Raw genomic sequence first — 26,904 nt, 5'->3', positions numbered from 1 at the left:
AAACAAATCTCCTTACTGGCTGTCTTTAAAAATACGGGCATTTAATAATAGAAAACAATTAAAATTAAGAAGCCATGAAATTCAATCCATTAGATCAATTTGAAGAATATGTTATTCTGAATAAAGGAACTGAGCCGGCATTTTCCGGTAAGTATTATCAGAATAAAGAAAAAGGAACATACCATTGTAAACGTTGCAACGCCCCACTCTATCGGTCATCCGACAAATTTGATTCCGGCTGTGGCTGGCCAAGTTTCGATGATGAAATTGAAGGTGCGATAAAACGAACAACAGATGCTGATGGCCGACGAACTGAAATTACCTGTGCCAATTGTGGTGGCCATTTAGGGCATGTGTTTATTGGTGAAGGATTAACCGATAAAAATACCAGGCATTGCGTGAATTCGGTGTCATTAAGTTTCGATCCGGAAGAAAAATAGCATACAAACCTATTGGAATTCATACAAATGACCGGATTCTTTTTAACGCTATTTCATATCGTTTCTATTAAGAAATGATACGATTTTACTTTTTTTCTTCTCTATTCACACTATTTGATCATTTGTTCACTATATTTGTATTGTAATTTAAATAACAAAACGATGAACATAATTGCAATACCAACAAAAGACAACAAGGTTGATGATCATTTTGGACACTGTGATTTCTTCACGATTATCCGGGTAGACAGTTCAAAAAGAGTAGTTTCAAGAACAAACATGGAATCGTCGAAAGCCTGTGGCTGCAAAACCAACTTAGCCGAAGATTTAGCAAAAGCCGGTGTCAGCATCCTTTTAGCCGGAGGAATTGGACAAGGAGCCATCAATAAATTAAAGGGTCAAAATATTCAAGTATTAGCCGGATTCAAGGGATCGGTTGAAGAAGCTATTGAAAACTGGAAAAACAACAATTTCTTTTTGGATATTCCCATTTGTACCGATCATCACGATTGCGAAAATTAATACTCTGTGTCACCGACAAACTGAGAATGGGTGCTGATTATTTGATATACATCTTCATAAGAGTTGGCACCCATTAATTTTGCTCTCAACTGCGCTGCCCCCTCAAACCCACTGGCATATATTTTATAAAAGCGTTTTAAAATATTGAAATTCTTAACGCCTCCCCAATTTCGTTCAAATAGCTTAGTGTGATTTACCAGCTGTTCCAGTTTCTCATCTCTCCTGGATACTTTCTTTGCCGAATTAAAAAACCAGGGATCATGAAAGATGCCGCGCCCGATCATTACTCCATCTACACCATATTTATTGCAATACTCGACTGATTGAGCATACGACAGAATATCACCATTTCCTAAAACAGGAATTGACGGGTTCAGTTCATTTCTGATAACAACAGCTTTGGCTATTTCATTCCAATCGGCTTCACCATCCGACTGTTGTTTCTGAATACGACCGTGCAGCGTAATGGCAGCCGGTTCTGTTTCAAGCAGCTGAGTCATCCATCGCTCCGTTTCGTGCTGCCGGATTCCGGTTCTTGTTTTTACTGAAACAGGTAAATGAGTGGCCTCTTTCGAAGCTATTATAATCTCCTGAGCTAGTTTCGGCTGATCAATCAGCGCACTGCACGAACCTTGCTTTACCACGTTTTTCACAGGGCAGCCCATGTTGATATCGATCCCGTCAAAATCGTATTCTTCGGTAATCTCACGAGTAATCCGATGAAATACCTCCGGCTTATTGCCCCAAATTTGAGCAACCAACTTGATGCCTTTCTCTTTAAGTAATCGACGTTCAGACTCGCTTACAATCAACCGCTCTGACACCCGCTTCTTCCCTACCGGGTGATTCATTCCATCAACTGCTGTAAACTCAGTAAACAGCAAGTGCAAACATCCGGGCTCCGATATTTGAGCCACCAACTCACGAAAAGAAGTGTCGGTCACATCTTCCATAGGAGCCAATGCCATTATTGGTGTTGCTATTTCCGTCCAAAAATCACTCATTTTAAACTTCTAATTCCCGTTTATCAATCTTAAGTTTGCTGTCTATTCCTTTTCTGAAACTTTTTCGGTTACCAAATTTACGCTTGAAATCCTGAATATACAACAGGCGATCTTCCTCGGGCGCATGGAGTACCGTTTTGCATTCAGCGGTACAGCATCCATCGTATTGTTCAGCGCACTCGCTACATTGAATAAAAAGAATGTGACATAAATCGTTCGCACAATTGGTATGTGTGTCGCATCGTCGCCCGCACTGGTGGCAGCTCGAAATAACTTCACCGTTAACTCTTTCGCCCAACCGCTGGTCGAAAACGAAATTTTTCCCAACAAATTTAGAGTCCAATTTCAATTGTTTAATTTGTTGCGCATATTCAATAATCCCTCCATGCAGTTGGTTGACATCCATAAATCCGTGATGTTTCAAATATGCACTGGCTTTTTCGCAACGTATTCCTCCGGTACAATAAAGTAGGATTTTACGGTCTTTCTGATCTTTCAGATCATTAACCACCATTTCAATTTCTTCGCGAAAAGTATCAGCTTCAGGACAAATGGCGCCTTTGAAGTGACCGATTTCACTTTCATAGTGGTTGCGCATATCAATCACCAAGGTTTCAGGAATATCGACCAAATCGTGAAATTCTCTTGCTGATAAGTGATTCCCAACATTGGTTACATCAAAAGCATCATCCTTTAATCCATCAGCAACAATTTTAGGACGTACTTTTATTGTCAGTTTGTAAAATGATTTACCATCATCTTCAATAGCATATTTGATTGGCATATCCTTTAATTCCTGCATTTCATCCAGTTGTTGCAGGAAGGTTGCCAGATTCTGCTCAGGAACGCTCATTTGAGCGTTAATGCCTTCTCGTGCTACGTAGATTCGGCCAAAGCAATTTAATTCAAACCACTTTTGGTAAAGAGAATTTCGAAATTCACTGGGCTCATCCAGATTTACATATCGGTAGAAAGATATTGTTTTACGCTTAAAAGTCTCACACATGAGGCTTTCCTTTAGCTCATCCTTGCTCAATCGGTTGTACAACTGCATCGTAATATTTTTGTGCAAAGATAAAAAATAACCAATAATAGGAATAGAAGATATCAATATCGTTATAAAGAGGGAGAGATTACGAAATATAACTATCAATTTGAAGTGTTTTCGAATACAGCCCTTTCAAATTCGAACATATTCTATAACATATCTTTATTTTCTATACACTGATTAACAATTATTTACATTTATGCAAAACCGGTGTTATTTCTATTCGTTAAGATTTTTTAAGGTTTTTTTAATATTGGATAAAAATATGCACTATATTAGCAGTGCTTTTGAAAAACAAACGCTTTATAATGAAATAATTATCGATACCTTTTCTCTTTTTAAACCAATATTTATTTTCTGGTCTAACTAAACTAAATTATGAACAACGGGTTATCACGACAGTGATAACCCTTTTTTTTGTATAAATATTCACGTTATCCGGTTCTTGAAAAAGCCTCTTTGTTGTCATACTTAAAAGTCAGTGAAATTCAGCAGGCTCGATCCACGGGAAATACCAGAGGACATGCACAGGCATATTCTGATTGATGAATAATTGAACTTCGCCCAATGCTGTATTAAACTACCTCGCAGCAAAGTTGAGGAGGTCGTTTATTTGCTAGTCTATTCTGATAATATTGAATTCAGTCCAAATCAAATCGATCCAGGTTCATCACCTTGTCCCACGCTGCAACAAAGTCATTCACAAACTTCTCCTGAGCGTCTGCACAAGCGTAAACTTCAGCAAGCGCCCTTAGCTCGGCATTCGATCCAAAAATAAGATCAACACGAGTTCCTGTCCACTTAAGTTCACCAGATGAGCGATCGTGACCTTCAAACAAGTCTTCCTCTTTCGAAGTTGCTTTCCACTTTGTACTCAAATCAAGTAGATTCACAAAAAAATCGTTTGAGAGAGCTTCTTGCTTTTTGGTGAATACGCCATGGTTAGACCGATCGGAATTGGTATTCAGAGCACGCATACCTCCAACGAGAACGGTCATCTCTGGTGCAGTTAGTGTGAGTAACTGTGCCCGGTCAACCAGCATTTCTTCTGCCGTTACCGTATACTTTTTCTTCAGATAATTGCGAAAACCATCAGCTTCCGGCTCAAGATAGGTGAAGCCTTCCACATCCGTTTGCTCCTCCGACGCATCAGTTCTGCCTGGTGTAAACGGCACCTTCACATCATGACCAGCATTCCTAGCAGCTTTTTCAACACCGGCACATCCTGCCAGAATGATCAAGTCGGCTAGTGACACTTTCTTATCATCAGACTGTGCGTTGTTAAAATCTTTTTGGAGCGCTTCGAGTTTTCCGAGTACCTGAGCCAGTTCTGCCGGATTGTTTACCTCCCAATCTTTTTGAGGTGCCAACCGAATCCGAGCACCATTAGCTCCTCCACGTTTATCGGAACCTCGGAATGTTGATGCCGAAGCCCAAGCAGTAGATACCAGTTGGAAAACTGACAATCCAGAATCCAAAACCTTACGCTTCAATTCCCCGATATCCTGATCATCAATCAACTCATGTGTAACCGCTGGGACCGGATCTTGCCAAATCAATTCTTCTTTTGGCACTTCAGGTCCAAGATAGCGACTAATCGGCCCCATATCGCGATGAGTAAGCTTAAACCAAGCCTTTGAGAAGGCTTCAGCAAATTCATCCGGATTTTCATAGAAGTGACGCGATATTTTTTCATATTCAGGATCGAATCGCAGGGAAAGGTCAGTTGTCAACATACTCGGCTGGATACGTTTTTCGGGATCGTGGGCATGAGGAACGCTGCCGGCACCGGCTTGCCCTCTGGGTTTCCATTGGTTAGCGCCAGCTGGGCTTTTGGTCAACTCCCACTCATAATCAAACAAATTCTCGAAAAAGTTATTGCTCCACTTCGTGGGTGACTTAGTCCAGGTAACTTCCAATCCACTACCAATCGTATCTCCTCCTTTGCCGGTTCCATATGTATTTTTCCAGCCCAAGCCTTGTTCTTCAATACTTGCACCTGCTGGTTCCGGACCTACATACTTGTCTGGATCAGCTGCGCCATGAGTCTTTCCAAAAGTATGTCCGCCGGCGATTAGAGCAACTGTTTCATAATCATTCATTGCCATGCGCCCGAATGTCTCCCGAATATCTTTGGCTGCAGCTATTGGATCAGGATTTCCATCAGGACCTTCCGGATTTACATAAATCAACCCCATTTGAACAGCTGCCAGTGGATTTTCCAAATCACGATCGCCTTTGTAACGTTTATCAGCTAGCCACTCTCCTTCCGACCCCCAATATATATCTTGCTCCGGCTCCCAAATATCATCTCGACCTCCGCCAAAACCGAAAGTTTTGAGTCCCATAGAGTCTAACGCACAATTACCGGCAAGTATCATCAGGTCAGCCCAGGAAATTTTTCTGCCATATTTTTGTTTGATTGGCCAGAGCAACAGACGAGCCTTATCCAGGTTTACATTATCAGGCCAGCTGTTCAGCGGCGCAAATCGCTGCGAACCAGAACCGCCTCCTCCGCGTCCATCGGCAACGCGATAAGTACCAGCACTATGCCAAGCCATTCGAATAAAAAATGGACCGTAATGTCCAAAGTCAGCCGGCCACCAGTCTTGTGAGTCAGTCATTAAATCGTAAAGGTCTTTCTTAACCGCTTTCAGGTCAAGCGACTTAAATTCCTCAGCGTAGTTAAATGCTTCTCCCATCGGGTCAGATAAAGAAGAATGCTGACGTAGAATATTTAAATTTAATTGTTTTGGCCACCAATCACTATTTGACGAGCCACCACCCGCACCATGTTGTGCACTATGCCCTGTGAACGGACATTTTCCCTCTTTATTGGTATTGTAAACTGAGGAGCTTGAATGTTTCTTATTTTCCATGTTTAATTAATTTTATCAAGTTAGGATATTAAAGTTACGCCAATCTTTTTGATGTATTTTATAGATACTATTTACGCATTCATTTGACCATGTCTATTTGTGAATGAGTTATCAGTTGTAGTGATAGACAATTTTTCACCCCTTTTTCAATGAATTATTATAAAACCCATCTATAAATTTCTAACGTATAGTAATGCTGAATTGTTGGTTTGTCTTATTGATTCGTTAATTCTGATATTTTCAGCTTGGATTAGGATTTTTTTAAACGTAGAATATTTTTTCTGATTAGTTTTGTACTCCTAAAGGGATACTTATCCCAAAAACAATCGCAATTTTGATGCGTTACTAGCAGTTGAAGGATTTTTTTATGAAAATAGATAAATTTAAAAATTTACGTTACCGTCTCATGGAGACCGAGACATGGCCATTGAAATACATGTTTAAGTTTATTACACCAAACAATGGCGGCAAAGTGGACGAGATTACAGCACTGTTACCAAGCGATGGAGAAATAACCTATAAACACACGGCCAACTTAAAGCATGTTGCCATTACCTGTATTGCCGAAATGGAAAATGCTGACCAAATCATACAGATTACCGAAAAGGTTAATGAAATTGAAGGGGTCATTATTTTATAGTGGACAGTTTGATTGCCTCTGCCAATAAAAACCAGCAACGATAAACTGCCTACAGATCACTATAAAAGACAAAACCCAAAAATTCCTCAGCTTGTTTTCCGGTAGCGCCAAATCGCCAAACTCAGGAACGAAATTCCGATTGCAGTAAGCGAAAAAAATTCTTGAATCAGGTCGCCAAAACCGGAACCTTTGAGGGAAACCATGCGCATGATGCGGATAAAATAATAGATTGGATTGATCCGGTTGAGTTGCTGCGCCCAATGTGGCATACTTTCAACTGGTGTAAATACCCCCCCCATCAAAATAAAAACCATCATAAAAAAGAAGGTAATAAACATGACCTGTTGCTGGGTTTCGGTTACGGTAGAAATAAACAGCCCCAATCCGAGTACTCCAACAAGGTAAAGAGCTCCAAAACCGAACAGCAATACCAGACTCCCTTCAATCGGTAAATTGAAAACCACTCGGGCAATCACGAGGCCAAAAGCCAGATCGAGCAGTGCAATAACGAGGAAAGGCAACAACTTACCAACAATGAACTGCCATTTTTTGATTGGCGTAACATTCAACTGCTCAATGGTTCCCATCTCCTTCTCACGCACCAAGTTCATCCCCGACAGGAACATGCCAATAATTGTGACCAATATCGAAAGAATTCCGGGAGCCATGTACCATTTGTAATCCAGCTCGGGATTAAACCAGTAGCTATCGGAAAATTCAACACGCATGGGTGGGTTAAATTCGGGCAAGCTTTTCCATTTCATAATAACTTCCTTGTTATAGCCCGAAATAATACTGCGGGTGTACTGATAAATCAGCGAAGCTTTATTTCCGTCAATCGCATTAATTAATAACTGTACACCAACTTTATCATCCCGAACCAGTGAACGCTCAAAATCAGGCGGTATAACAAGAATGAAATCCGATTCTTCCTTTTTGAGTTGATTCATGCCATCTTCCAGATCGAATGATGCATCATGAATATTAAAGAAAGGCGACGCCTCGAAATGGTTAACCAATCCGCGACTGGCATCAGACAGATCCTGATCGACCACATAAACATCAACGTCCTTCAGATCATAGGTTGCAGCAAACACCAGCACCAACATCTGCATCAATGGCAGCATGATGATCATCCGCAACATGGTTTTGTTCCGCAAAACCTGAATGAATTCCTTTTGAAGTATGTATTTTATTGTTCTCATTTTCAAGCTACGATTTTTAGCTACAAGCCTCAAGCATTGGCTTTTAGTTTCGATTGTTGATACTGCGTTGAAGTCCGGTAATCATTTTCTGTTCTTCCTGTGAAAAGGATTTTGAAGTTTTATAAATATCAACGACCATCTCAATTCCTTTTTGCCAAATTTTCAATTCCTTTAAATTTTTCATAGAGTCTATTTTGAGGTTAATACGATTCTTTATTCTTGAGGCTTGTATCTCGGAGCCTTAAGCTACTCAAGTCTCGTTTTAAACTTCTTAACCGCAACAGTTACAAACAGTAGTGCCATAAAAACCAGCACCAGTGTTTCTTTCCAGACATAAGCTATGCCCACGCCTTTCAGCATAATATTCCGCAGGATGACGATAAACCAACGTGGCGGAATGATGTGCGAAACCACTTGCAAAGGGAGCGGCATATTCTCGATGGAAAAAATAAACCCCGACAGCAAGATAGTCGGCAACATCAAGGCGATGACAGAAATAAACATCGCCACCATTTGTGTTTTCGACAGCGACGAAATCATGATTCCCAAACACAGTGCCATCAGGATAAACAGCACACTTTCACCCATCAGTAAAACCCAGCTCCCCTTTATTGGCACCCCAAAAATGAAATGCCCAATCCCCAAAATCACAAAGGCATTGATGATCGACAACAGTAGGTAAGGTGTTACTTTTCCAAGGATAATTTGAACCGGGCGTAGTGGTGATACCAGCAAAATCTCCATGGTGCCGAGTTCTTTTTCGCGGGTGATGGAAATCGAGGTCATCATGGCTGAAATCAACATCAGGATCATGGCCATAATGCCCGGTACAAACATGTAAACAGATTGCAAATTTTCATTGTAAATCATCCGCACTTCCGGCTCAATTTGCATGGGAAGATGCAAATCGCCCATTTCCTTAAAAATATAATCGTTGATAATTCCCGTGGTGTACGAAGTCAACATTTTTGCCAGATTTGGATCAGATGCATCGGCAATAATCTGAATATCAGCCTTTCCTTCCCGCTTCAGCTTGCGGCTGAAATCACTACCAAATACCAGAACCTCCTTCACTCTTCCCTTTTTGAGAATGGCTTCAATATCATTGGTCGTTTGTAAGTTCTGATCGAGCAAGAAATAACCTGATGACAACAACTTGGAGGTTATTTCCTGGGTCATCTCATCTTTTGACTGGTCGTAAATAGCAATGCGGGCATCTTTTATCTCGTTGGTAATCACCGTTCCAAACAACATCAATTGAATGATCGGTATTCCGAACAGGATAATCATTGTCCGCCTATCGCGAAAAATGTGAAAGAATTCCTTTTTAACAAAACCGAGGAAACGATCCATAAATTGAATTTTTATATCTTTTAAAATAATTTACCACAGAGTGAAACAGAATTTATCGCAGTGCAACTATGTGATTAAATCAATCGGTTCGAGTCGCTGAACGAGCCAATTGTAAAAATACCCCGTTCATATCGTCTGCATTGAACTGTTTTTTCAAGGCGTCTGGTGTATCCAACGCGGCAATTCGACCATCCACCATAATTGAAACCCGGTTACAATATTCTGCTTCATCCATATAGTGAGTAGTTACAAAAATGGTTTTACCTTCGGCAGCGGCTTCGTAAATCAAGTCCCAAAATTGGCGACGGGTAATCGGGTCAACACCACCAGTTGGCTCATCAAGAAAAATAATCTTTGGATCATGAAGAAGCGCAATTGAAAAAGCTAATTTTTGCTTCCATCCCAATGGTAAAGAAGCAATCAGTTTATCTCGTACCGACTCCAGATTTAGTTTCTGAAGCATCACATGTTCTTTTCCCTTGCGCTGCCTGACCGAGAGCCCATAAATGCCGGCATAGAATCGAATATTTTCCGCAACAGTCATGTCCTCGTACAACGAAAATTTCTGACTCATATAGCCAATGTTTCGTTTGATGAGCTCAGCTTGTTTATAAACATCGTACCCACTAACCATCAATTCTCCCGACGTGGGGCTACTTAACCCACAAAGAATGCGCATCGCGGTCGTCTTTCCGGCACCATTGGCTCCCAGAAATCCAAAGATTTCGCCCTTAAACACATCGAAAGTCAGGTGGTCATTCGCAACGAAGTTCCCAAACTTTTTGACTAAATTTTTAACTGATATGACAGGAGTGCGCTCTGCGGACAAGTTTTCAGTCGCAGTCACAGTATCCGGTTCGCTATTCTCAATTTTTCCTTGTTTCATCAATCTTCTCCTTTACAACCATATTTTGCGGAATGTTGAATCTGTATCTGAACGCCTTTTTATAAACCAATAATTCCTTGAAATCCATAGGTAAACTTTTAACACTTTTTACTGAGCTGTTCACTACGACTGATCCCGGCTCATCAGTGCCATAAAAACATCTTCAATGCCGGGTGCAATTTCGTGTACCTGCAGGTTATTATGCTTTTTACGCATCAGATATTGCTCCAATTCCACAGCTTCCATCTCATCATCTTTGGGAGTCACGTGAGCAAATTGTCCGAAGGCATACGCCGAGTCAATCTTCTCCCAATGACGCAAGTCCACAATCAATCGGTGCATCTCGTCGGAGCGGGCAGCCAACAAGGTACTCGAATAGTTTTCAACAATTCGCGCAGGAGTATCGATGCTTAGCACCTCTCCTTCCTGCATCAGCGCCACCCGATCGCAAAGGCCTGCTTCATCCATATAAGGAGTAGAAACCAGTATCGTAATTCCCTGCTTCTGAAGTTTTTTTAGCATGTCCCAAAACTCTTTGCGCGACACAGCGTCAACTCCGGTAGTTGGCTCATCCAACACCAAAATCTCAGGTTTATGAATCAAAGCACACGACAGCGCCAGTTTTTGTTTCATTCCTCCTGAAAGCTTTCCGGCCAGTCGATTTTTGAAAGGTTCAATCTGAACGTAAATATCCTGGATGAGCTCGTAGTTCTCTTCAATCGTTGTTCCGAACACCGTTGCAAAAAACGATAGGTTCTCCTCCACGGTCAAATCCTGATACAACGAAAAACGCCCGGGCATATAGCCCACCAGTTGTCGAATTTTTTTGTAGTCTTTAACGACATCCAGCCCATTCATTTCCGCCTGTCCTTCATCCTGAATCAACAATGTCATCAGAATCCGCATCAAGGTTGTCTTTCCTGCTCCATCCGGACCAATTAGCCCAAACAACTCGCCATCATTTACCTCTAGTGAGATGCCTTGTAGAGCTTGGGTATTGTTATAGGACTTGCATATGTTGGCTATTTTAATCATCGCTCTATTATTTTAAGTTTTCAGTCGCAGTCACAGTCACAGTTTTTAGAGTTTCTTTCAGTTCAAGTTGACAGTTGTCAAGACAGATTACTGTAATTATTTAACCCGGTAGACCTGAGCCAAATTTACTAGGATTGCTAATCATGTAGTTAATCAGTTTTCCAATTTCAATGCGCTTTTCATGAAGTGGTTGATATTGATTTTCAGTCAAATACCCACATGCTTTCGCGAAATCCAGCCAAACGTCAGTCTCACTATTTTCTCCATCAGAATAAGTCAACTTGGTAATAAAATGTTTAGGGTAAATTCGTTTGCGATACGCTTCAGCAAGATTGGCACAAGTTGAGCGAGATGACCTGCGAATTTGATCTGTTAGAGAATACTTTTCCTCTTTTGGAAACGACTTTGATATCTTAAAAATCTCCATCGCCAACTGAAAAGCTTTTTGATAAGCTATTAATTTTTTAAAATCCATAGTCTTTTTATTTAACTCGTCCTTTATTATTCCGCTTAACTATTCACTGCGACTGTGACTGAAAACTATTCACTGACCAACGCTAAAACCTCACTTCCCCCGGCATCCCTATTTTCAGTCTACCATCGTTTTTCACCTGAACTTTCACGGCATAAACCAGTTTTACCCGTTCTTCTTTGGTTTGAATGATCTTGGGGGTAAACTCAGCTTCAGAAGAAATCCAGGATACCTTTCCCGTTAGTGACTGATTTTCATCCTTATTCTTATCAATCAAAACTTCTACTTGCTGACCAAGTTTGATGTTTGGCAATTGTTCGCCACTAACGAAAACTCGCAAATCGAGCATTGACAAATCACCTAATTTCACAAGAGCTTTCCCCGGAGCAGCCAACTCGCCCAACTCCAGATACTTTTCAAGAACTACTCCATTCATCAAGCTAGAGATAAAACATTTACCCAATTTATCTTTTGCAATAGCCAGCTGCACATCCAATACTCCCAGCTCACTATTTACGGATACAAACCGGCTTTGAGTACTGGTCAATTGCTTTTCCATAATACGCACCTTCCCATCAAGGTCATCTACCTGCTGCTGTGTGGCCGCTTTACCGGCAAACATCTGATGTATCCTTTTCTGTTCTGTCTTCAGGGTTTCAATTTGTTCTTTTTGCACGTCAATCTGAGCATTCAAATTCACTTTTTTACTGGCTACAGCTTTCTTCTGAGCCTCCAGTTGTTTGATTTGTAAGCTCAGCTGAGTGGTATCCACCAAAGCCAGTAATTGCCCTTGTTTTACCTCATCTCCCAGCTCTAACTTACAATTGATAAGCTTTCCGGCTATCTCCGACGAAACAATGATTTCTTCGATTTCGAAATTTCCAAAAGCATCCGATTGATCATCGTTTCCGTTACACGACACTAATGCAATTAATGTCAATATGAATAAGTATTGAAGTTTCATCTCATTAAAATTTTTAGTTTTCAATTGCATTTGATGGAACTCACGATGAATTTTAATATGCTTGTTTACGAATTTTTGCATCTTAAAATTCATGTTCGTTTCATATTATCTGTTTTTATTGTTATTCCCTTTAATTGTTTGGTAATTGATTTTCGCTGCTTCCACTTGTATTTTATGTGTTTCTAAAGTGATTCGGGCAGCTATTTCTGCATTCAAGTCCTGAATATAATCTGATGATGTTAGTGTTCCGTTTTCGAGCTTTGAGGCAGAACTCCGCGTAATGCGTTCCTGCAGTTCAATGAGCTCCCGATCACTTTCAAGGATATTCTCTAGTTGTTTGATCTTGCGATATTCGCCATCCAATGCAACATTCACATTACGCTCAAAATGTTGCTGTTGCGCATTGATCAATTGCTGTTGCAACTGAATTACTTCTCGTTCACGCCGCGTATTTTTCCAATCAAACACTGCCCAGTTCAGGCCAACGCCAACTAATCCGTAAACACCAAAGTCGTTATTAAGCATGTTTAATCCCGGTCGCCCGTAACCTGCTTGCCCGAAACCAAATAACTTAGGATTGCGTTTTTTTCGAAGCAAATCGGATGATGCAGCCAATAAATCCGTTTGTGTTTCAAACAGCTTCAGTTCCGGTCGATGCAAGTCATTGTCAGGACTAAACTCAACGGTTTCAATGGTAAGATTTTGCAAATCATCCAACGGCTTTCCCGTTAAAATTGACAGGGCTGAAAGTACCGTTTCTCGATGTGACCGCAATTCGATTTGCTGCTGCTTTACTTTAATTCGTTCAGCCAAGATCTGATCTAACTCAGAAGCCAGCAGCATACCCTGTTCCACAGCAGTTTCCATTTGGCTCTTACGCGAATCCAGCGCTTCTTGCTTTTTAAGCAGCAACTCCAGGTTTTGCTGAATCAGGAAGCTGGTAAAGAACAAACGATTGACTTGCTCCCTTACTTTATAGAGCTCCACTTCAACCCCTTGAATATTTGCCTTTTCCTTAGCTCGTTCCAGTATTTCATTTGCCTTGGTTAACCCACCATCCCAAATTGTCTGCTTCACATCCAGGTACATTTTATACTGATCTTTCGAAATCTCCGGAATGCTCATATTGGGTAAAGAGATACCAATTTTTGTCACCTCTGATTGATAAGTAGCTTGTGCTTTCAGATCAATTTGTGGCAAATAATTGGTTACATTATTTTCCAATTTCAATGCCGACATTTTTTGGTAAATCTCCTGTTGCTTCAACAACGGATGAAAATCGCGAGCCCACTGCTGACATTGCTCTATCGTCGCCGGTTCCTGCGCCAACAATAATTGAGTTGGCAATAAAAACCAAAGTAAAATAACTAATTTCCTAATTCTCATAACACACTTGTTTATTGTGGTTGAATAGCTCTTATTATAAATTCCTTTACTTCAGATCTGCGCTGTTTTAAAAACTCATTCAGCAAATCATCTTGCCCGTTCAAGACTACATTCTTAATCATCGGCCTCGCTGCAAAGGGAAAAACACACATCCCAAGCACATTTACCACCAAATGCTCCGGCTTCATTTGAATGACTTCTCCCCGATCCATTGCATTCTGGATTTCTTTTAATATTGGCTGAATCGCAAAATATTGCTTTTCTATGAATTTAAATAGCAGAGATCCTTCCCGATTCATTTCTTTAATTAAGAATGCCGGCAACTGTGGATGTTTCAACAAGAGCGTAATGTAAATATCTATGACTTGCTCAACCCGTTCCAGAAAGGGAAGATCAGAAAAGAAAACCTTGCCGATTTGTGGAAACGCCAAGTTCAGCATCTTGGTTAGTATCGCGTCAAACAACTTATCCTTACTTCGAAAATAGTAATGCAATAATGCCTTGTTGATACTTGCTTTATCAGCAATTTCCTGCATTCGTGCTCCTTCCATTCCTTTTACCATAAAGATGTCAGTCGCCGCAGCTAAAATTTTTTCTTCCGTATTATCTTTTTGCGTATTCATTTAATCTTCCAGTTTAACTATTTGGTTAAATCAGTTGGTAAAAATATGACAACCTAAACCAATATCCAAATAAACCAACCAAAAAATTTAACCAATTGGTTAATATAGAATCTATTCTCGATGATTAGGCAAATAATAGAGAAAAAATATTAATTCTAATAACGCCCACACAGAATTATTCAAATTCAAAAAAAGCATTAATTTAACAGGCCATTAAATCACTTATTATGGAAAACATTCAAGTCAGGCTAAAAATCTTCGCGATGTCCTTTATCGCTACCCTACTGTTTTGTTCTTTTCAACCCAAAGAAGAAAAGGGATGGATTCAACTTTTCAACGGAGAAGACTTAAATGATTGGCAAGTAAAAATTACAAAGTATGAGTTAGGAAAAAATTATAAAAATACGTTTCGGGTTGAAGATGGCCTGTTGAAGGTTAGATACGATGAGTACGATACCTTTGATGGCGAATTTGGACACCTATTTTACAAGCACAACTTTTCGCATTATAAAATGCGTGTTGAGTATCGGTTTGTTGGTAAACAGGCTCCTGGAGGACCGCAATGGGCCAATAGAAACAGTGGAATCATGATACACGGACAAAGTCCTGAAAGCATGGAAAAAGACCAGCAATTCCCCGTATGTATCGAAGTTCAACTACTTGGAAGTACTAAAACAGAAGAGCGATCAAACTTAAACCTTTGTACTCCGGGAACCAATGTCGTAATGGACGGAAAACTCGTATTGGATCACTGCATTAGTTCGAATTCAACAACCCGCATTGACAATCAGTGGGTTACCGCCGAAATTGAAGTCAGAGGTGACTCAATCGTCAAGCATATTATTGATGGTGAGGTTGTGATGCAGTATACGAAACCTCAGCTCGACGAACGCGATCCAAGCTATCAAAAGCTGTTGCCGCCTGATGGAAATAAACTATTAAATAGCGGCTCCATCTCGTTACAAGGAGAAAGCCATCCTATTGATTTCAGAAAAGTTGAACTATTAAATTTAGGAGACGATTGCAACTAAGTTGCTCGCTGCAAAACAAGTTCAAAATAAAGTTGTTGAATAGTCCAGTAATCTTGAAAGAAAATCGAAATGAATATTGAAGTCAACAAAAATGCGCCGGCATTTCACGAAGCAAAACTACTCGTCCATGCGTCGGCATATAAAGTCTACAAAGTGTTATCGTCAATCAATGCCTGGCCGACCTGGCAAAGCGAGGTTTCCAGGGCTTCTATAGATGGGCGGGCAGCTGCCGATAAAAAGTTTGTTTGGAAAGCTGGAGGCTTGAAAATCAAATCGGAAATCCACACAGCGAATTCCCCTTCGGAACTTGGATGGACAGGCAAAATGCTGTGGATAAAAGCTGTTCATAACTGGCAACTAACACCGCAAGGAAAATCGACGTTAGTCGTTGTTCAAGAAAGCATGGAAGGCTTTTTGGCCGGGATGCTGCAAAAGACTTTAGCCGATGGAATGACAAAAAGCCTCTACGAACTGAAACTAGAAGCTGAAAAAGAAGATTAACTGCAAAATCAAATGGGTTTGGCATTTTCGCGTTCCAATCTTACAGCTTTTCGGTTCGAATAATTCAAGAGCAACAAAGACGATGCAATGACCGACATACCTGCAATAGAAACCAAATCGGGGGATTCATCGGGTATAATCATCCAACTTAACATTGCACCGGCTACCGGGACTAAAAACTTCCAGGTATTCAGAACCGAGACTTTAACTCCCGGGCGTTGCAACAAACCAAACCAGATGGTAAAAGCTGCTGCCGACAAGAAGCTCAACCACGCTAATGCAACAAAATACTCCGGAGCAAACGATTTTACGCCGTAACCTTCAACTGGGATTGAAATAATGATCAACCCAATTCCTCCAAAAAATAGCGACGATGAACTTAAAACAATTGGAGCCAACCGTGCCGGCTTTTTAGCAACCAACACATTCGAGAAACCCGAAACAAAATTATTCAGCAAAAGCAATGCAATTCCCAGCAGACTTATTTTTACGCCTGAAGGCAATTCGCTTCGTCCAAGACTGATGATTGCTACGCCCACAACTCCCAACAAAATGCTTATGGTTTTCAGCCAATTCATTTTATCATTCTGGAAACTAAAGTGTGAAACCACCGAGATAAACAATGGCGAAGAGCCTATGATTAGTGCTGCTATAGAAGCTGGAAGCAAGTTAATTCCTGAATAAAAAAACATGTATTGAATAACCGTTTGAAGCAATCCGATCAGGGAAATAAACCGCCAATGCTCCTTAATCTGTGCCGTGTAATTATGGTAATTGTTGAAAAAGAAAAACAGCATTAAACCGGAAAGTGTAAACCGGACTCCTGCAAACTGAAATGGCGTGTGATATTGCAAACCGATTTTCACACCGACAAAAGCCGAAGACCACAACAGGCAAGCTACGATAGCCAGAAAAATAGTATTTGAAAAAAGGTTCTTCACGAATCGTTATTATTAAGCACCTGCAATTACGGTGTAAAAATCGTCCTCGTCGAAATATTTTTGTGCCAATAACTGCAAATCTTCCGGTTTAATAGCTTTCAAAAGCTGATAATACTGCTCGTAAAATTCGTAGCCCAAACCAAAATCGTTCACAGCTCTGAATGACTGAGCCTGTGCAAACGGTCCATCAAAATCGCGAACAAATTCGCCTAACAAGTATTGGCAAACCCGACTCAACTCAGCTTCAGGGATTAATTCTTCACGAAGTTTTCTCAGTTCCAGGAATATTTCTGTAATCGTCGCCTCGACATATTTTTTATCCGTTTCGGTAGCAATTACAAAATAGCCGGCTTCATTCAAGCTCATCACCGAAGAACCAATTCCATAGGTATAACCTTTTTCCTCGCGAATATTCATCATTAACCGAGAGCTAAAATATCCGCCCAAAACAGTATTCAAAACCTGTAAACCGACATAATCCGGATGATCCTTTTTTACCATCAAACGACCAACCCGAATTGCTGATTGAATGGCTTCATTTTTAACAACACGGCGTTGCTTTTCCTGCAATTGTTGAATCGTTCTTTTTTGCTGAAACTGCTTCACTCCTCCCCAATTCAAATCACCAAAATGCTTATTTAGTAGTTCTAGCAAACTGACATCCATATTTCCCGAAGCCATAATCTGGCAATTTGCAGCATGATAAGATCTCTGGTAGAAATTTGCCAAATCAGAACTTGCCAAACGATCAAAATCATCAACAGTAACGGTGTGCGAATACGGATGGTCATTGCCAAACAAAACTTCGGAAAACTTCTTTTGGCAAAGTACTTTTACCTTCTCATTCTCTAGCAAAAAACGTTGCTTTCTTCGTTTCGCCAACGTTTCAAATTCATTTGCATCGAATGATGGCCGCTTGATTAAATCTTCGACAATGGGCAACAAATAATGCAAATGCTTATTCAGGCTGATCAAGCTAATTGTTCCCAAATGATGATCGGCAACAAACTGAATGTAGGCTCCTCTAAAATCGAAAATTTCAGCAATCTGTGCTCCTGAATAATTCGCACTTCCTTCTTGCATCATAGCATTCGTAAGTACAGCCTGCAAGGGCTTATCTTCGTACCAAAGGCCAGCATCAAAAATAAACTCTAAGCGGGTTACTTCCTGCGTTCCGGCCTGAAGAAAATGCACCGGAATATCATTATTAAGCTGCGAAGATACGGGCTTAATAATTAGCGGTTTCTTTGTTTCGTAAATGGGTGGTTGTATCGTACGATCTATCATTTTTTTGCTAGATAATTGAGTTGTGAGCAGTTGGATTCTGAAAAGATCCTCTGGGCAGTTATCAACAAGTCGGCACTGGCCACCGAACGATAAATATCAATTTGCTCGTTAATTCGTTCAGCCCGATCAATGTTTTCAAAATTTGCCAGTTCCTGAGCCATATGCAGGTAATTCATCTGCGAATAAATTAGGTTGGCCTCCAACTTATTTTTCACTTTTTCAAGCTCAATAGTTGGCACCAACTCTTGTTGCATGCTTTTCAATTCGATCCAAACTGCTTTTTTCGCTTGCTCAATCGTAACGCCGTTAGCTAACTTACCAGAGACAATAAACAAGCCCGGATCGTGGTCTCCTGAAAGATAAGCATCAAGCTCAATAAACAATTTCTGCTCTTTGATTAACCGCTGATACATGCGCGAGCTGTTTCCGTTGGACAGCACATCTGAGATCAAATCGCAAATATAATACTCGCGCTGAGTCCTGCCAGCCATATGAAAGGCCATATACAAAGCAGTATCCGGCACATCTCGTTCAACAGTCATTTCCCGGAAATTTGCTTGTTCCGGCTCCATTGGAATGGCAGCCTTTTTTACATTTCGGTTCGGAATTGAGCCAAACCACTTATTCGCCAAATGCAGACATTCCTCACGATCCACATTTCCACTTAAAATCAAAGCGGCATTATCGGGCGCATAAAAGCGATAGAAGAAATCTTTAACTTCTTGCAGACTGGCATCTTCAATGTGGCTAATATCCTTTCCGATGGTTTGCCACTGATAAGGATGAACTTTGTAAGCCAATTCGCGTAGTAACGGCCAAACATCACCATACGGTTGATTGAGATTGCGTTGCTTAAACTCTTCGATCACCACGTTTTTCTGAATATCAAGCTTTTCCTGAGAAAAATCCAGTTCCAACATGCGGTCTGATTCCAACCAAAAGCCAATCTCTAAATTTTCTTTAGGAACTGTCAAATAGTAATTCGTCAAATCATTTGTTGTGTAGGCATTATTCTCGCCTCCTGCTTGCTGCAAAGCATCGTCGTAATTCGGAATATTTTTAGTGCCACCAAACATAAGGTGCTCAAACAAGTGAGCAAATCCTGTTCGTTCCGGAGATTCATTTTTAGCTCCAACATGATAACACACATCCAGCGCAACCATTGGTGTTGAGTAATCTGGATAAATAATTAACTGCAGCCCATTTTCAAGCTGTTCGCGGTAAAATTTTACCATATAAATTAACTCGTATTTTGTTTGAATTGATTTTTAAAAATTGAAGCTCGCACCTTCAACAAGTTCTTTTCGTACTTGTTCATATTCGGCAATCAAGCGGGTCATCACATCTCCGGCCGATGGAATATCTTTAAATTGTGCTGCAACCTGCCCTATTTCGAGCTCACCTTGCTCTAAGTCGCCTTCAAACATTCCCCGTTTTGCTCGTCCTTTACCAAGTAAAGTCTTAAGCTCGCCGGCATCGGCACCTCGCAACTCGGCTTCAGCAACCTGCTTGAAAAACTCATTTTTAATCAGTCGAACAGGCGCCAGTTTTTTAAGCGATAGTTTTGTCGCCCCTTCGCCCAGTTCGGCAACCAACTTCTTAAAGTTATCGTGAGCCGACGACTCCTGAGTAAGTGCGAACCGACTTCCAACCTGAACTCCATCTGCTCCAAGTGCCATCGCTGCTAACATCGCTTTACCACTGCCAATACCTCCTGCGGCCATTACGGGTAGTGAAGTTGCTTTTCGCACCGATGGGATTAGGGTCATGGTGGTTGTTTCCTCGCGACCATTATGTCCGCCAGCTTCAAATCCTTCGGCTACAACAGCATCAACACCGGCCTCTTCGCACTTTTTTGCGAAGTACGAACTTGCGATAACGTGAGCTACAATTATGCCTTGTTTCTTCAAAAATCCGGTCCATTTTTTTGGACTTCCTGCCGAAGTGAAAACGATAGGTACTTTCTCCGCAACAATGATTTTCATAAGCTCATCGACCTGCGGATATAATAGAGGGACATTTACCCCAAAAGGCTTATTGGTGGCTTTTTTGATCTTCTGAATGTGTTCAAGTAATGTTTCTGGGTGCATTGAACCGGAACCAATCAATCCAAGTCCACCGTTATTACTGACAGCCGCTGCCAGTTTCCATCCACTGCACCAAACCATTCCACCTGATATAACAGGATATTTTATCCCGAACAGTTCTATAATTCTATTTCGCATACTTAATTACACTTTCAATATATCGTAAACCAACGAGTTGTTTTTCGAAGGTGCAAAGGTAACAGAAATCCTCTTGATAACTTTTTTTTACAACCCTATTTCAGTGATGGACAAGTACAATACAAAAAGAGAGCAACTATAAGTAGCCACTCTCTTTTTATTCTTATAAACTTTGGAAGCTTTTAGTAAGAGCCTTTCAAAATTTTATAAATTTTGAACTAATCCAAATTCGTAATAGGTTTGTATTTTGGTACCAAAGATTTCATTACGACCCAGCCAATGAGGTAAGCAATAGCACATATTCCGAAAATAATAAAATAACCGGCTTCAATACCCACATATCCGAGGAAGTTCATCGGTTCTCTGACAAATTGAGAACCACTCTCAAATAAATCTCTGGTCATTGGTACTTCCAGATCGAGCACCATAGTTGATCCTCGCGAGAAGTCGAATAATAACCCGGAACCTTTATTAATTAATACTGATCCTAAACCACCAGCTAACCCACCAATACCAGTAACTGTTGCTACTGCAGCCTTAGGAAACATATCACTCACGGTGGTAAAGATATTTGCAGACCACGCTTGGTGTGCAGCACCTGCTATACCAATAATAATAACCGGAAACCAGTATGTTAAGTGTCCCAACGGTTGCGCAAATACAGCTAACAATGGGAAAAAGGCAAAAATCAACATTGCTTTCATTCGGCCCGCGTAAGGGTGCATTCCTTTGTTTTCAACAAAATAAGTGGGTAACCAACCACCAATAATTGAAAATAGTGTAATTGCATATAGAACAAACAGAGCTAATTGTGCTGCCGTATCAGAGGTTTCCATTCCATATACCGAGCTCAAGTATGCCGGAGTCCAAAACAAATAGAACCACCATACACCATCAGTCATGAATTTACCAAAAGCGAAAGCCCATGTTTGCCTGTATTTCAACAGTTTAATCATGCTCATCTTCTTACCTTTAGCAGCAATCTCTTCATCCGTTTTTCCAGCATCCGGATCATCGTCATCCAGATTAATGTAAGTCAGCTCAGCTTTATTCACTTTAGGATGCTTATCCGGTTTAGCATAACCAAACTGCCACCATCCCATCCAAATAAAACCGAGACCACCAATCACAATGAAAGCAGCTTCCCATCCAAAATGTTTCGCCAATAATGGGATAGTAACAGGCGCAGCTAACGCACCGACTGTTGCTCCAGCATTAAAAATAGATGTTGCATAAGCACGGTCTTTTTTGGGGAAATATTCAGCAGTTGTCTTAATCGCTGCAGGGAAGTTACCTGCCTCTCCGATTGCCAATACTAAACGAGCGAAAATAAAGAGTACAACACTCACATTTAATACTCTCGCAATATCACCAGTTGTATTAATAAATTGTTCAATGTGTTCACGCGCTTCTCCAAAGCCAACCAACCAATGGCCAGAAACTATTCCGGAGGTAGCAATACCACAAAATGCGTGTAAAACAGCTCCAACCGACCAAACGCCGATGGCCCACATATATCCTTTTTTGGTATCTAACCAATCGACAAATCGACCAGCAAACAAAAGGCCAATAGCATAGAATGCAGAGAACCATGCGGTGATTGTTCCATAATCATTATCTGTCCAGTGGAACTCCGGAGCAATAAAATCTTTCCAGGTTAACGATAGCACCTGGCGGTCTAAGTAGTTTACAGTAGTTGCCATAAACAACATAGCCACAATTGTCCACCGGTACTTGGACACTTTCTCTGTAACTTGATTTAACGCCATAATAAAAAACTTTTATTTATTGGTTTAATTAATATCCAGCCAACTTAGCGTAGTTTTTCCACGATGCTAAGAGCTTCTTTACATTTCGCCGAAATATAGGAAAAATCTTTTTTTGCCAGCACATCTTTAGGAAATAACTGTGATCCCATTCCTACACAATGCACACCAGCTTTAAACCAGCTAGTCAGGTTTTCTTCATCCGGAGAAACCCCTCCAGTAGGCATGATGCTTGCATATGGCATTGGTCCCATTACTCCTTTTACAAAGTCAGGTCCGCCAACCGAAGAACCAGGGAATATTTTTACAACTTCGCAACCGAGCTCGTGTGCGCGACCAATTTCAGTTACTGATCCACAACCTGGACTCCAGGCAATTTTACGTTTGTTACAAACTTTCGCCATTCCTTCGTCAATCAACGGAGAAACAATAAAGTTTGCACCAATAGAAATATATAATGCGGTAGTTGCCTCATCAATAATTGAACCAACTCCCATGATCATTTCAGGGCATTCTTTAGCCGACCATTTTGTTAATTCACCAAAAACCTCAGCAGCAAAATCACCACGGTTTGTAAATTCGAATACCCGAATTCCACCATCGTAACAAGCTTTAATAACTTGTTTACACAATTCAACATCAGCGTGATAAAATACTGGGACAATACCAGTTTCTTTCATCACTTGCGCTACTTGTATTCTCGAAAATCTAGCCATTTTTTTATATCTGTATTAAAAAGAATTATGGAATCCAGAAGTATAAAGACTTCTGAACCCCATCATTCATTATCAACTATTTTATAACTTAACGAGCAACACGTCCTGACGCATCACCACCCATTAATTTCTCTACTTCTTCCAGTGTAGCCTGGTTGTAATCGCCGTAGATCGTGTGCTTCAAACAAGAAGCAGCTACTGCAAATTCCAGTGCATTCTGATCATCGTCCGGATAAGTTAATAATCCGTAGATTAAACCACCCATAAAAGAATCACCACCACCAACACGGTCAACAATGTGAGTAATCTGGTACTGACGAGATTCGAATAGCTTCTTGCCATCCCAAAGAACACCAGCCCAGCTGTTGTGATTTGCATTGATTGAACCACGCAAGGTTGTAATTACTTTTTTACAGCGAGGGAATTTAGCCATAATTTGTTTCGAAACTGATTCATAAGCAGCTCCTTCAACATGACCACCTGTTACATCTACTCCTTCAGGATGGATATCCAAAGCCATAGCGGCGTCTTCTTCGTTACCTAAAACCACGTCGGTTCCGGCAACCAATGCTGGCATTACTTCGCCACATGATTTACCATATTTCCACAAGTTTTTGCGGTAGTTCAAATCACATGATACCGTGATCCCTTTTTCATTTGCTTTCTGAATAGCTTCCAAACAAGCATCGGCAGCACCTTGTGAGATTGCTGGGGTGATACCAGTCCAGTGAAACCAGCCTGCTCCTTCAAATACTTCATCCCAATCAATCATTCCTGGCTTAATTTCAGAAATCGCGGAATGGGCGCGGTCATAAACGACTTTACTACCGCGGCTTACCGCACCAGTTTCAAGGAAGTAAATACCTACACGGTCTCCACCTTCAATAATCTTGTCTACTCCTACTCCATATCCTCTCAAGTCCATTTTACAGGCGCGGGCTATGTCATTTTTAGGAAGACGAGTTACAAAATCAACAGGAATACCGTAGTTAGCCAACGAAACGGCTACATTAGCTTCTCCACCACCAAAAGTGGCGTTCAGACTGTCAGCCTGATTAAACCTTAAATACCCTGGAGTTGCTAAGCGCAACATGATCTCTCCAAACGTTACAACTTTTTTATTCATCTTTTAATTAACTTTAATTTCTGTGTGCAATCGATTGCAAAAATAAAACACATTTCGAAAAGAATCAATACAAATAGTATCTTTCTCGTTCCGAAATGTATGAATTTCACTAAAAATTAAAATAGCTTTTTGCATTGTTGTAACAAATATTCTCAACCATCTCACCCAATAGCTCCATATTCGCTGGAATTTCACCATTCTCAACATCATTACCAAGCAGGTTACACAGTGTTCTGCGGAAATATTCGTGACGTGTATACGACAAGAAACTACGTGAATCTGTTAACATTCCAACGAAGCGGCTCAATAGTCCAAGGTTCGAAAGCGCATTCATTTGCTTTTCCATACCATCTTTCTGATCCAAAAACCACCACCCTGAACCATATTGCATTTTTCCCGGAACCGATCCATCCTGGAAGTTTCCAATCATTGTCGCATACAATTCATTATCGCGAGGATTCAGATTGTATAGAATTGTTTTGCTTAGTTTATCTTCCAAATCTAAGCGATTCAATAATTTAGCCAACGGAGCAGCTACCGGAACATCACCTATCGAGTCGAATCCTGTATCTGGCCCTAGCTTGTTAAACAAGCGTGTATTGTTATTACGTTGTGCTCCAATATGGAATTGCTGGGTCCATCCGCGCGAATTATCCATGATTCCAAATTCGTATAACATGCACGATTTAAACTTCAGGATTTCAGCCGCCGACAAATTTTTCAGTGAACGAATTTTATCAAAAATTGCATTAATCTCAGCCTCTGAATAATCTTCTGCAAAAGCAGTATCCAAGCCGTGATCTGACAATCGACAACCATTATCATGAAAAAACTGATGACGCTTATCCAAGGCAACCATAAAAGCATCGAAACTATCAATCTCTACATTTGCAGCTTCAGCTAACTGATCAACGTAATCGTTGAAGAAATCTTTATCTTCAACCATCATCGCTTTATCAGGACGCCAAGCTGGTAATACTTTTACTTCAAAACCACTTTCTTTAATAGCACGGTGATGCTCCAGGTTATCAACAGGATCATCAGTTGTGCAGATTGTGTCGACATTCGCCATCCGAATAATATCGCGGCAGGAGTAACTACCAGATGTTAATTTGGCATTACACTCATCCCAAATCTCCTTAGCGGTATCAGGACTAAGAACCTTGTCTATTCCAAAGAACTTCTTCAACTCCAGATGAGTCCAGTGGTACAGTGGATTTCTCAAGGTGTGAGGCACCGTCTCGGCCCATTTTTCAAATTTCTCCCAGTCGCTGGCATCTCCGGTACAAAAGCGTTCATCAACACCATTCGTTCGCATAGCGCGCCACTTATAATGATCGCCATACAACCAGATCTGAGTTATATTATCAAATGTTTTATCTTCAGCGATTTCTTTGGGTGAAATGTGACAGTGATAGTCAAAAATCGGCATTTTAGCCGCATGTTCGTGATACAGTTTCTGAGCAGTTTCTGTTTGCAACAGAAAGTTCTCATCCATAAACTTCTTCATCAATACTCGGTTTTTTATTTTTCTATGAATTTACAAATTGAATAATCGTTTTAAATGACGATCAAAAATATTTTCTTCTACGCAGTTTCCAATTACCTCCGCATTATTTTCCAATAAAGTGTAGTAACGCTCTCCCATTTCTGCTGCCACTTTATATCCGACATGAATCAACTGACGGAAATTCGGATTGTAATCGGCATGTCCGGGAATATGACGTAAGGTATTGGCAAATTTTTCGCTATCCCAGCTATTTACTTCCTCAGCCGTTGGCAACTCATTGTCTTTAATATCAATCACATCAGCGTATGGCGCGCACAATTCCTCTTTACGTCCAAGTGCTGTCGCATAAACTTCTTTCGCTGCCTCCAATGCCTCTCCACCAGACAGGGCTAACCCAATAACTTCTTCTAACCAAGTTGTTCCTGCTGTTTTTATGTGTAGGCCTTTATCATGCTTCTTGATAATGTCGGCCATAATCGGATAAATTGAAAACTTATCGCTACCTGAGTGCACACTCAACTTAAGATCTGAAGGAAGTCCGAATTCTTTAACTGCATATGCAATCACCATTAAGTCCTCTTCAAACTCCTTGGCAAACTGATCTAAATCACCAACATAGTCGACTCCTTTGTTGAAGCGACCGGTAAATTTCGGCGCAATTGTTTGAACAGGCACACCTTTATCAGCCAACATTTTCAGAATAAAGAACAACTCCACCGGAGTCTGTGGATTTTCAACTTCATCCATCGACACCTCAGCAATGAAATTTCCCTGTCCTTTCTTTTCAACTAAGTATTTATAAATAGCTGCAGCTTCTTCGGTTGCGGCTAAAAAGTTCTCAACAACCTTTGCCAGCAAACTATCATCTACCTGAATGTCATCTTTGATACCCGGAATCTTCAGCGCTCCTTTATACTTTTCACACGAAGACAAAAAAGCATCAACTGATTCTTTTGAGCTTTCGTTGCCAATATAAGCGGCCACATCAAGAGTAAAAAAGTCAGCACCTTTCACAAACGGAGCTACAGTGGTTAAGTTAATATGATCCGCATCTACATAATAGGGCAATTCATACCCCAATGCTTTCACCGCTGCATCTGCTTCGGCCCGAACATCGTCCGGTTTGGTCTTCACATTGCTGTGCTCCCGATTGGATTTATTCCATACCGGACTGACATTAACACCAGCCTGATTAGCCTTAACAATTGCTCTCAACTGAGCTTCTCCTTGGTGGGAAAAACGATCACCCACTCCAAAACTGTACTTACTTAATTCCATGGTATATATTTATTTAGTTATCAATCAATCTCATCAAAACATGTCAAACATGCCTCCATCCCGTGT

General features: G+C 40.7%; 26 protein-coding genes. 5 read left to right on the top strand and 21 right to left on the bottom strand.

The annotated features are described in order from the left end of the window. Positions 1-74 precede the first annotated feature (74 nt). Both ACTB00_RS09910 and ACTB00_RS09905 read left to right on the top strand, forming a co-directional pair. Positions 75-440: a methionine-R-sulfoxide reductase gene (locus ACTB00_RS09910; RefSeq protein ID WP_463299758.1), complete on the top strand. Its 366-nt coding sequence runs from the start codon at positions 75-77 to the stop codon at positions 438-440. Positions 441-602: 162 nt separating this feature from the next. After that, positions 603-962 (top strand): NifB/NifX family molybdenum-iron cluster-binding protein, encoded by a 360-nt coding sequence (locus ACTB00_RS09905; RefSeq protein ID WP_463299757.1) that lies wholly within the window; start codon positions 603-605, stop codon positions 960-962. On the opposite strand, the gene ACTB00_RS09900 is transcribed toward ACTB00_RS09905, so the two are convergent. The 3 genes from ACTB00_RS09900 to katG form a co-directional block, all read right to left on the bottom strand. Then, a complete protein-coding gene (locus tag ACTB00_RS09900; RefSeq protein WP_463299756.1) occupies positions 959-1,966 on the bottom strand; it encodes a tRNA dihydrouridine synthase in 1,008 nt (335 codons plus the stop codon). The two genes, ACTB00_RS09905 and ACTB00_RS09900, sit on opposite strands and share 4 nt — an antisense overlap. A gap of 1 nt (position 1,967) precedes the next feature. Beyond that, on the bottom strand, positions 1,968-3,020 hold the full coding sequence (trhO, locus tag ACTB00_RS09895; protein WP_463299755.1) for an oxygen-dependent tRNA uridine(34) hydroxylase TrhO: 1,053 nt from the start codon (positions 3,018-3,020) through the stop codon (positions 1,968-1,970). 635 nt (positions 3,021-3,655) lie between these two features. Then, positions 3,656-5,893, bottom strand: coding sequence for a catalase/peroxidase HPI (katG, locus tag ACTB00_RS09890; protein WP_463299754.1), 2,238 nt, complete (start codon positions 5,891-5,893; stop codon positions 3,656-3,658). A 367-nt stretch (positions 5,894-6,260) separates the two neighbouring features. On the opposite strand from katG, the gene ACTB00_RS09885 reads away from it, so the two are divergent. Next, positions 6,261-6,533 carry a hypothetical protein gene (locus ACTB00_RS09885; RefSeq protein WP_463299753.1) on the top strand — a complete coding sequence of 91 codons (273 nt, stop codon included), beginning with the start codon at positions 6,261-6,263 and terminating at the stop codon, positions 6,531-6,533. A gap of 86 nt (positions 6,534-6,619) precedes the next feature. Here the strand turns inward: ACTB00_RS09885 and ACTB00_RS09880 are convergent, their stop codons facing one another. The 9 genes from ACTB00_RS09880 to ACTB00_RS09840 form a co-directional block, all read right to left on the bottom strand. Further along, positions 6,620-7,738, bottom strand: a complete 1,119-nt coding sequence (locus ACTB00_RS09880; RefSeq protein ID WP_463299752.1) for an ABC transporter permease — start codon at positions 7,736-7,738, stop codon at positions 6,620-6,622. Positions 7,739-7,781: 43 nt separating this feature from the next. Continuing rightward, positions 7,782-7,922: a four helix bundle protein gene (locus tag ACTB00_RS09875; protein WP_463299750.1), complete on the bottom strand. Its 141-nt coding sequence runs from the start codon at positions 7,920-7,922 to the stop codon at positions 7,782-7,784. Positions 7,923-7,984: 62 nt separating this feature from the next. Next, positions 7,985-9,091, bottom strand: coding sequence for an ABC transporter permease (locus ACTB00_RS09870; protein WP_463299749.1), 1,107 nt, complete (start codon positions 9,089-9,091; stop codon positions 7,985-7,987). Between the two features lie 79 nt (positions 9,092-9,170). Next, the gene (locus tag ACTB00_RS09865) at positions 9,171-9,977 is read right to left on the bottom strand and encodes an ABC transporter ATP-binding protein (protein WP_463299748.1); all 807 of its coding nucleotides are present in this window, start codon (positions 9,975-9,977) and stop codon (positions 9,171-9,173) included. Positions 9,978-10,100: 123 nt separating this feature from the next. Then, entirely contained in the window at positions 10,101-11,012 is a 912-nt protein-coding gene (locus ACTB00_RS09860; protein WP_463299747.1) for an ABC transporter ATP-binding protein, read from the bottom strand. A 100-nt stretch (positions 11,013-11,112) separates the two neighbouring features. Beyond that, complete coding sequence (locus ACTB00_RS09855; protein ID WP_463299746.1) at positions 11,113-11,487, bottom strand: four helix bundle protein; 375 nt, start codon at positions 11,485-11,487, stop codon at positions 11,113-11,115. 82 nt (positions 11,488-11,569) lie between these two features. Beyond that, the gene (locus ACTB00_RS09850; RefSeq protein ID WP_463299745.1) at positions 11,570-12,448 is read right to left on the bottom strand and encodes an HlyD family secretion protein; all 879 of its coding nucleotides are present in this window, start codon (positions 12,446-12,448) and stop codon (positions 11,570-11,572) included. A gap of 105 nt (positions 12,449-12,553) precedes the next feature. Further along, complete coding sequence (locus tag ACTB00_RS09845) at positions 12,554-13,834, bottom strand: TolC family protein (RefSeq protein WP_463299744.1); 1,281 nt, start codon at positions 13,832-13,834, stop codon at positions 12,554-12,556. Between the two features lie 11 nt (positions 13,835-13,845). Beyond that, complete coding sequence (locus tag ACTB00_RS09840) at positions 13,846-14,457, bottom strand: TetR/AcrR family transcriptional regulator (protein WP_463299743.1); 612 nt, start codon at positions 14,455-14,457, stop codon at positions 13,846-13,848. A gap of 227 nt (positions 14,458-14,684) precedes the next feature. Here ACTB00_RS09840 and ACTB00_RS09835 point away from each other — a divergent pair, with 227 nt between their 5' ends. Both ACTB00_RS09835 and ACTB00_RS09830 read left to right on the top strand, forming a co-directional pair. Then, entirely contained in the window at positions 14,685-15,488 is an 804-nt protein-coding gene (locus ACTB00_RS09835) for a 3-keto-disaccharide hydrolase (RefSeq protein WP_463299742.1), read from the top strand. Between the two features lie 69 nt (positions 15,489-15,557). Further along, a complete protein-coding gene (locus tag ACTB00_RS09830; protein WP_463299741.1) occupies positions 15,558-15,989 on the top strand; it encodes an SRPBCC family protein in 432 nt (143 codons plus the stop codon). 8 nt (positions 15,990-15,997) lie between these two features. Here ACTB00_RS09830 and ACTB00_RS09825 read toward each other — a convergent pair whose 3' ends face one another. The 9 genes from ACTB00_RS09825 to ACTB00_RS09785 form a co-directional block, all read right to left on the bottom strand. Then, entirely contained in the window at positions 15,998-16,930 is a 933-nt protein-coding gene (locus ACTB00_RS09825; RefSeq protein ID WP_463299740.1) for a DMT family transporter, read from the bottom strand. A gap of 12 nt (positions 16,931-16,942) precedes the next feature. Then, entirely contained in the window at positions 16,943-18,217 is a 1,275-nt protein-coding gene (locus tag ACTB00_RS09820; RefSeq protein ID WP_463299739.1) for a M16 family metallopeptidase, read from the bottom strand. Further along, entirely contained in the window at positions 18,214-19,452 is a 1,239-nt protein-coding gene (locus tag ACTB00_RS09815; protein WP_463299738.1) for a M16 family metallopeptidase, read from the bottom strand. The genes ACTB00_RS09820 and ACTB00_RS09815 overlap by 4 nt, the downstream gene beginning before the upstream one ends. A gap of 33 nt (positions 19,453-19,485) precedes the next feature. Beyond that, positions 19,486-20,442 carry an NAD(P)H-dependent flavin oxidoreductase gene (locus ACTB00_RS09810; RefSeq protein WP_463299737.1) on the bottom strand — a complete coding sequence of 319 codons (957 nt, stop codon included), beginning with the start codon at positions 20,440-20,442 and terminating at the stop codon, positions 19,486-19,488. Between the two features lie 218 nt (positions 20,443-20,660). Continuing rightward, the gene (locus ACTB00_RS09805; RefSeq protein ID WP_463299736.1) at positions 20,661-22,211 is read right to left on the bottom strand and encodes an MFS transporter; all 1,551 of its coding nucleotides are present in this window, start codon (positions 22,209-22,211) and stop codon (positions 20,661-20,663) included. A gap of 44 nt (positions 22,212-22,255) precedes the next feature. Then, a complete protein-coding gene (locus tag ACTB00_RS09800) occupies positions 22,256-22,924 on the bottom strand; it encodes a bifunctional 4-hydroxy-2-oxoglutarate aldolase/2-dehydro-3-deoxy-phosphogluconate aldolase (RefSeq protein ID WP_463299735.1) in 669 nt (222 codons plus the stop codon). A gap of 88 nt (positions 22,925-23,012) precedes the next feature. Beyond that, on the bottom strand, positions 23,013-24,050 hold the full coding sequence (locus ACTB00_RS09795; RefSeq protein ID WP_463299734.1) for a PfkB family carbohydrate kinase: 1,038 nt from the start codon (positions 24,048-24,050) through the stop codon (positions 23,013-23,015). Between the two features lie 109 nt (positions 24,051-24,159). Further along, positions 24,160-25,560, bottom strand: a complete 1,401-nt coding sequence (uxaC, locus tag ACTB00_RS09790; protein WP_463299733.1) for a glucuronate isomerase — start codon at positions 25,558-25,560, stop codon at positions 24,160-24,162. 30 nt (positions 25,561-25,590) lie between these two features. After that, positions 25,591-26,838: a tagaturonate epimerase family protein gene (locus ACTB00_RS09785; RefSeq protein WP_463299732.1), complete on the bottom strand. Its 1,248-nt coding sequence runs from the start codon at positions 26,836-26,838 to the stop codon at positions 25,591-25,593. Positions 26,839-26,904: the final 66 nt, after the last annotated feature.

It is taken from the genome of Sunxiuqinia sp. (genome assembly GCF_055140945.1).
Note: the sequence above shows the minus strand (reverse complement) of the source record. Positions and strands in the feature narration are given on the sequence as shown.

Bases quoted from the DNA above. Each gene is read 5' to 3' on its own strand.
- ACTB00_RS09910 (WP_463299758.1), top strand. From the start codon at position 75: ATGAAATTCAATCCATTAGATCAATTTGAAGAATATGTTATTCTGAAT.
- ACTB00_RS09905 (WP_463299757.1), top strand. From the start codon at position 603: ATGAACATAATTGCAATACCAACAAAAGACAACAAGGTTGATGATCAT.
- ACTB00_RS09900 (WP_463299756.1), bottom strand. From the start codon at position 1,966: ATGAGTGATTTTTGGACGGAAATAGCAACACCAATAATGGCATTGGCT.
- trhO (WP_463299755.1), bottom strand. From the start codon at position 3,020: ATGCAGTTGTACAACCGATTGAGCAAGGATGAGCTAAAGGAAAGCCTC.
- katG (WP_463299754.1), bottom strand. From the start codon at position 5,893: ATGGAAAATAAGAAACATTCAAGCTCCTCAGTTTACAATACCAATAAA.
- ACTB00_RS09885 (WP_463299753.1), top strand. From the start codon at position 6,261: ATGAAAATAGATAAATTTAAAAATTTACGTTACCGTCTCATGGAGACC.
- ACTB00_RS09880 (WP_463299752.1), bottom strand. From the start codon at position 7,738: ATGAGAACAATAAAATACATACTTCAAAAGGAATTCATTCAGGTTTTG.
- ACTB00_RS09875 (WP_463299750.1), bottom strand. From the start codon at position 7,922: ATGAAAAATTTAAAGGAATTGAAAATTTGGCAAAAAGGAATTGAGATG.
- ACTB00_RS09870 (WP_463299749.1), bottom strand. From the start codon at position 9,091: ATGGATCGTTTCCTCGGTTTTGTTAAAAAGGAATTCTTTCACATTTTT.
- ACTB00_RS09865 (WP_463299748.1), bottom strand. From the start codon at position 9,977: ATGAAACAAGGAAAAATTGAGAATAGCGAACCGGATACTGTGACTGCG.
- ACTB00_RS09860 (WP_463299747.1), bottom strand. From the start codon at position 11,012: ATGATTAAAATAGCCAACATATGCAAGTCCTATAACAATACCCAAGCT.
- ACTB00_RS09855 (WP_463299746.1), bottom strand. From the start codon at position 11,487: ATGGATTTTAAAAAATTAATAGCTTATCAAAAAGCTTTTCAGTTGGCG.
- ACTB00_RS09850 (WP_463299745.1), bottom strand. From the start codon at position 12,448: ATGAAACTTCAATACTTATTCATATTGACATTAATTGCATTAGTGTCG.
- ACTB00_RS09845 (WP_463299744.1), bottom strand. From the start codon at position 13,834: ATGAGAATTAGGAAATTAGTTATTTTACTTTGGTTTTTATTGCCAACT.
- ACTB00_RS09840 (WP_463299743.1), bottom strand. From the start codon at position 14,457: ATGAATACGCAAAAAGATAATACGGAAGAAAAAATTTTAGCTGCGGCG.
- ACTB00_RS09835 (WP_463299742.1), top strand. From the start codon at position 14,685: ATGGAAAACATTCAAGTCAGGCTAAAAATCTTCGCGATGTCCTTTATC.
- ACTB00_RS09830 (WP_463299741.1), top strand. From the start codon at position 15,558: ATGAATATTGAAGTCAACAAAAATGCGCCGGCATTTCACGAAGCAAAA.
- ACTB00_RS09820 (WP_463299739.1), bottom strand. From the start codon at position 18,217: ATGATAGATCGTACGATACAACCACCCATTTACGAAACAAAGAAACCG.
- ACTB00_RS09815 (WP_463299738.1), bottom strand. From the start codon at position 19,452: ATGGTAAAATTTTACCGCGAACAGCTTGAAAATGGGCTGCAGTTAATT.
- ACTB00_RS09810 (WP_463299737.1), bottom strand. From the start codon at position 20,442: ATGCGAAATAGAATTATAGAACTGTTCGGGATAAAATATCCTGTTATA.
- ACTB00_RS09805 (WP_463299736.1), bottom strand. From the start codon at position 22,211: ATGGCGTTAAATCAAGTTACAGAGAAAGTGTCCAAGTACCGGTGGACA.
- ACTB00_RS09800 (WP_463299735.1), bottom strand. From the start codon at position 22,924: ATGGCTAGATTTTCGAGAATACAAGTAGCGCAAGTGATGAAAGAAACT.
- ACTB00_RS09795 (WP_463299734.1), bottom strand. From the start codon at position 24,050: ATGAATAAAAAAGTTGTAACGTTTGGAGAGATCATGTTGCGCTTAGCA.
- uxaC (WP_463299733.1), bottom strand. From the start codon at position 25,560: ATGAAGAAGTTTATGGATGAGAACTTTCTGTTGCAAACAGAAACTGCT.
- ACTB00_RS09785 (WP_463299732.1), bottom strand. From the start codon at position 26,838: ATGGAATTAAGTAAGTACAGTTTTGGAGTGGGTGATCGTTTTTCCCAC.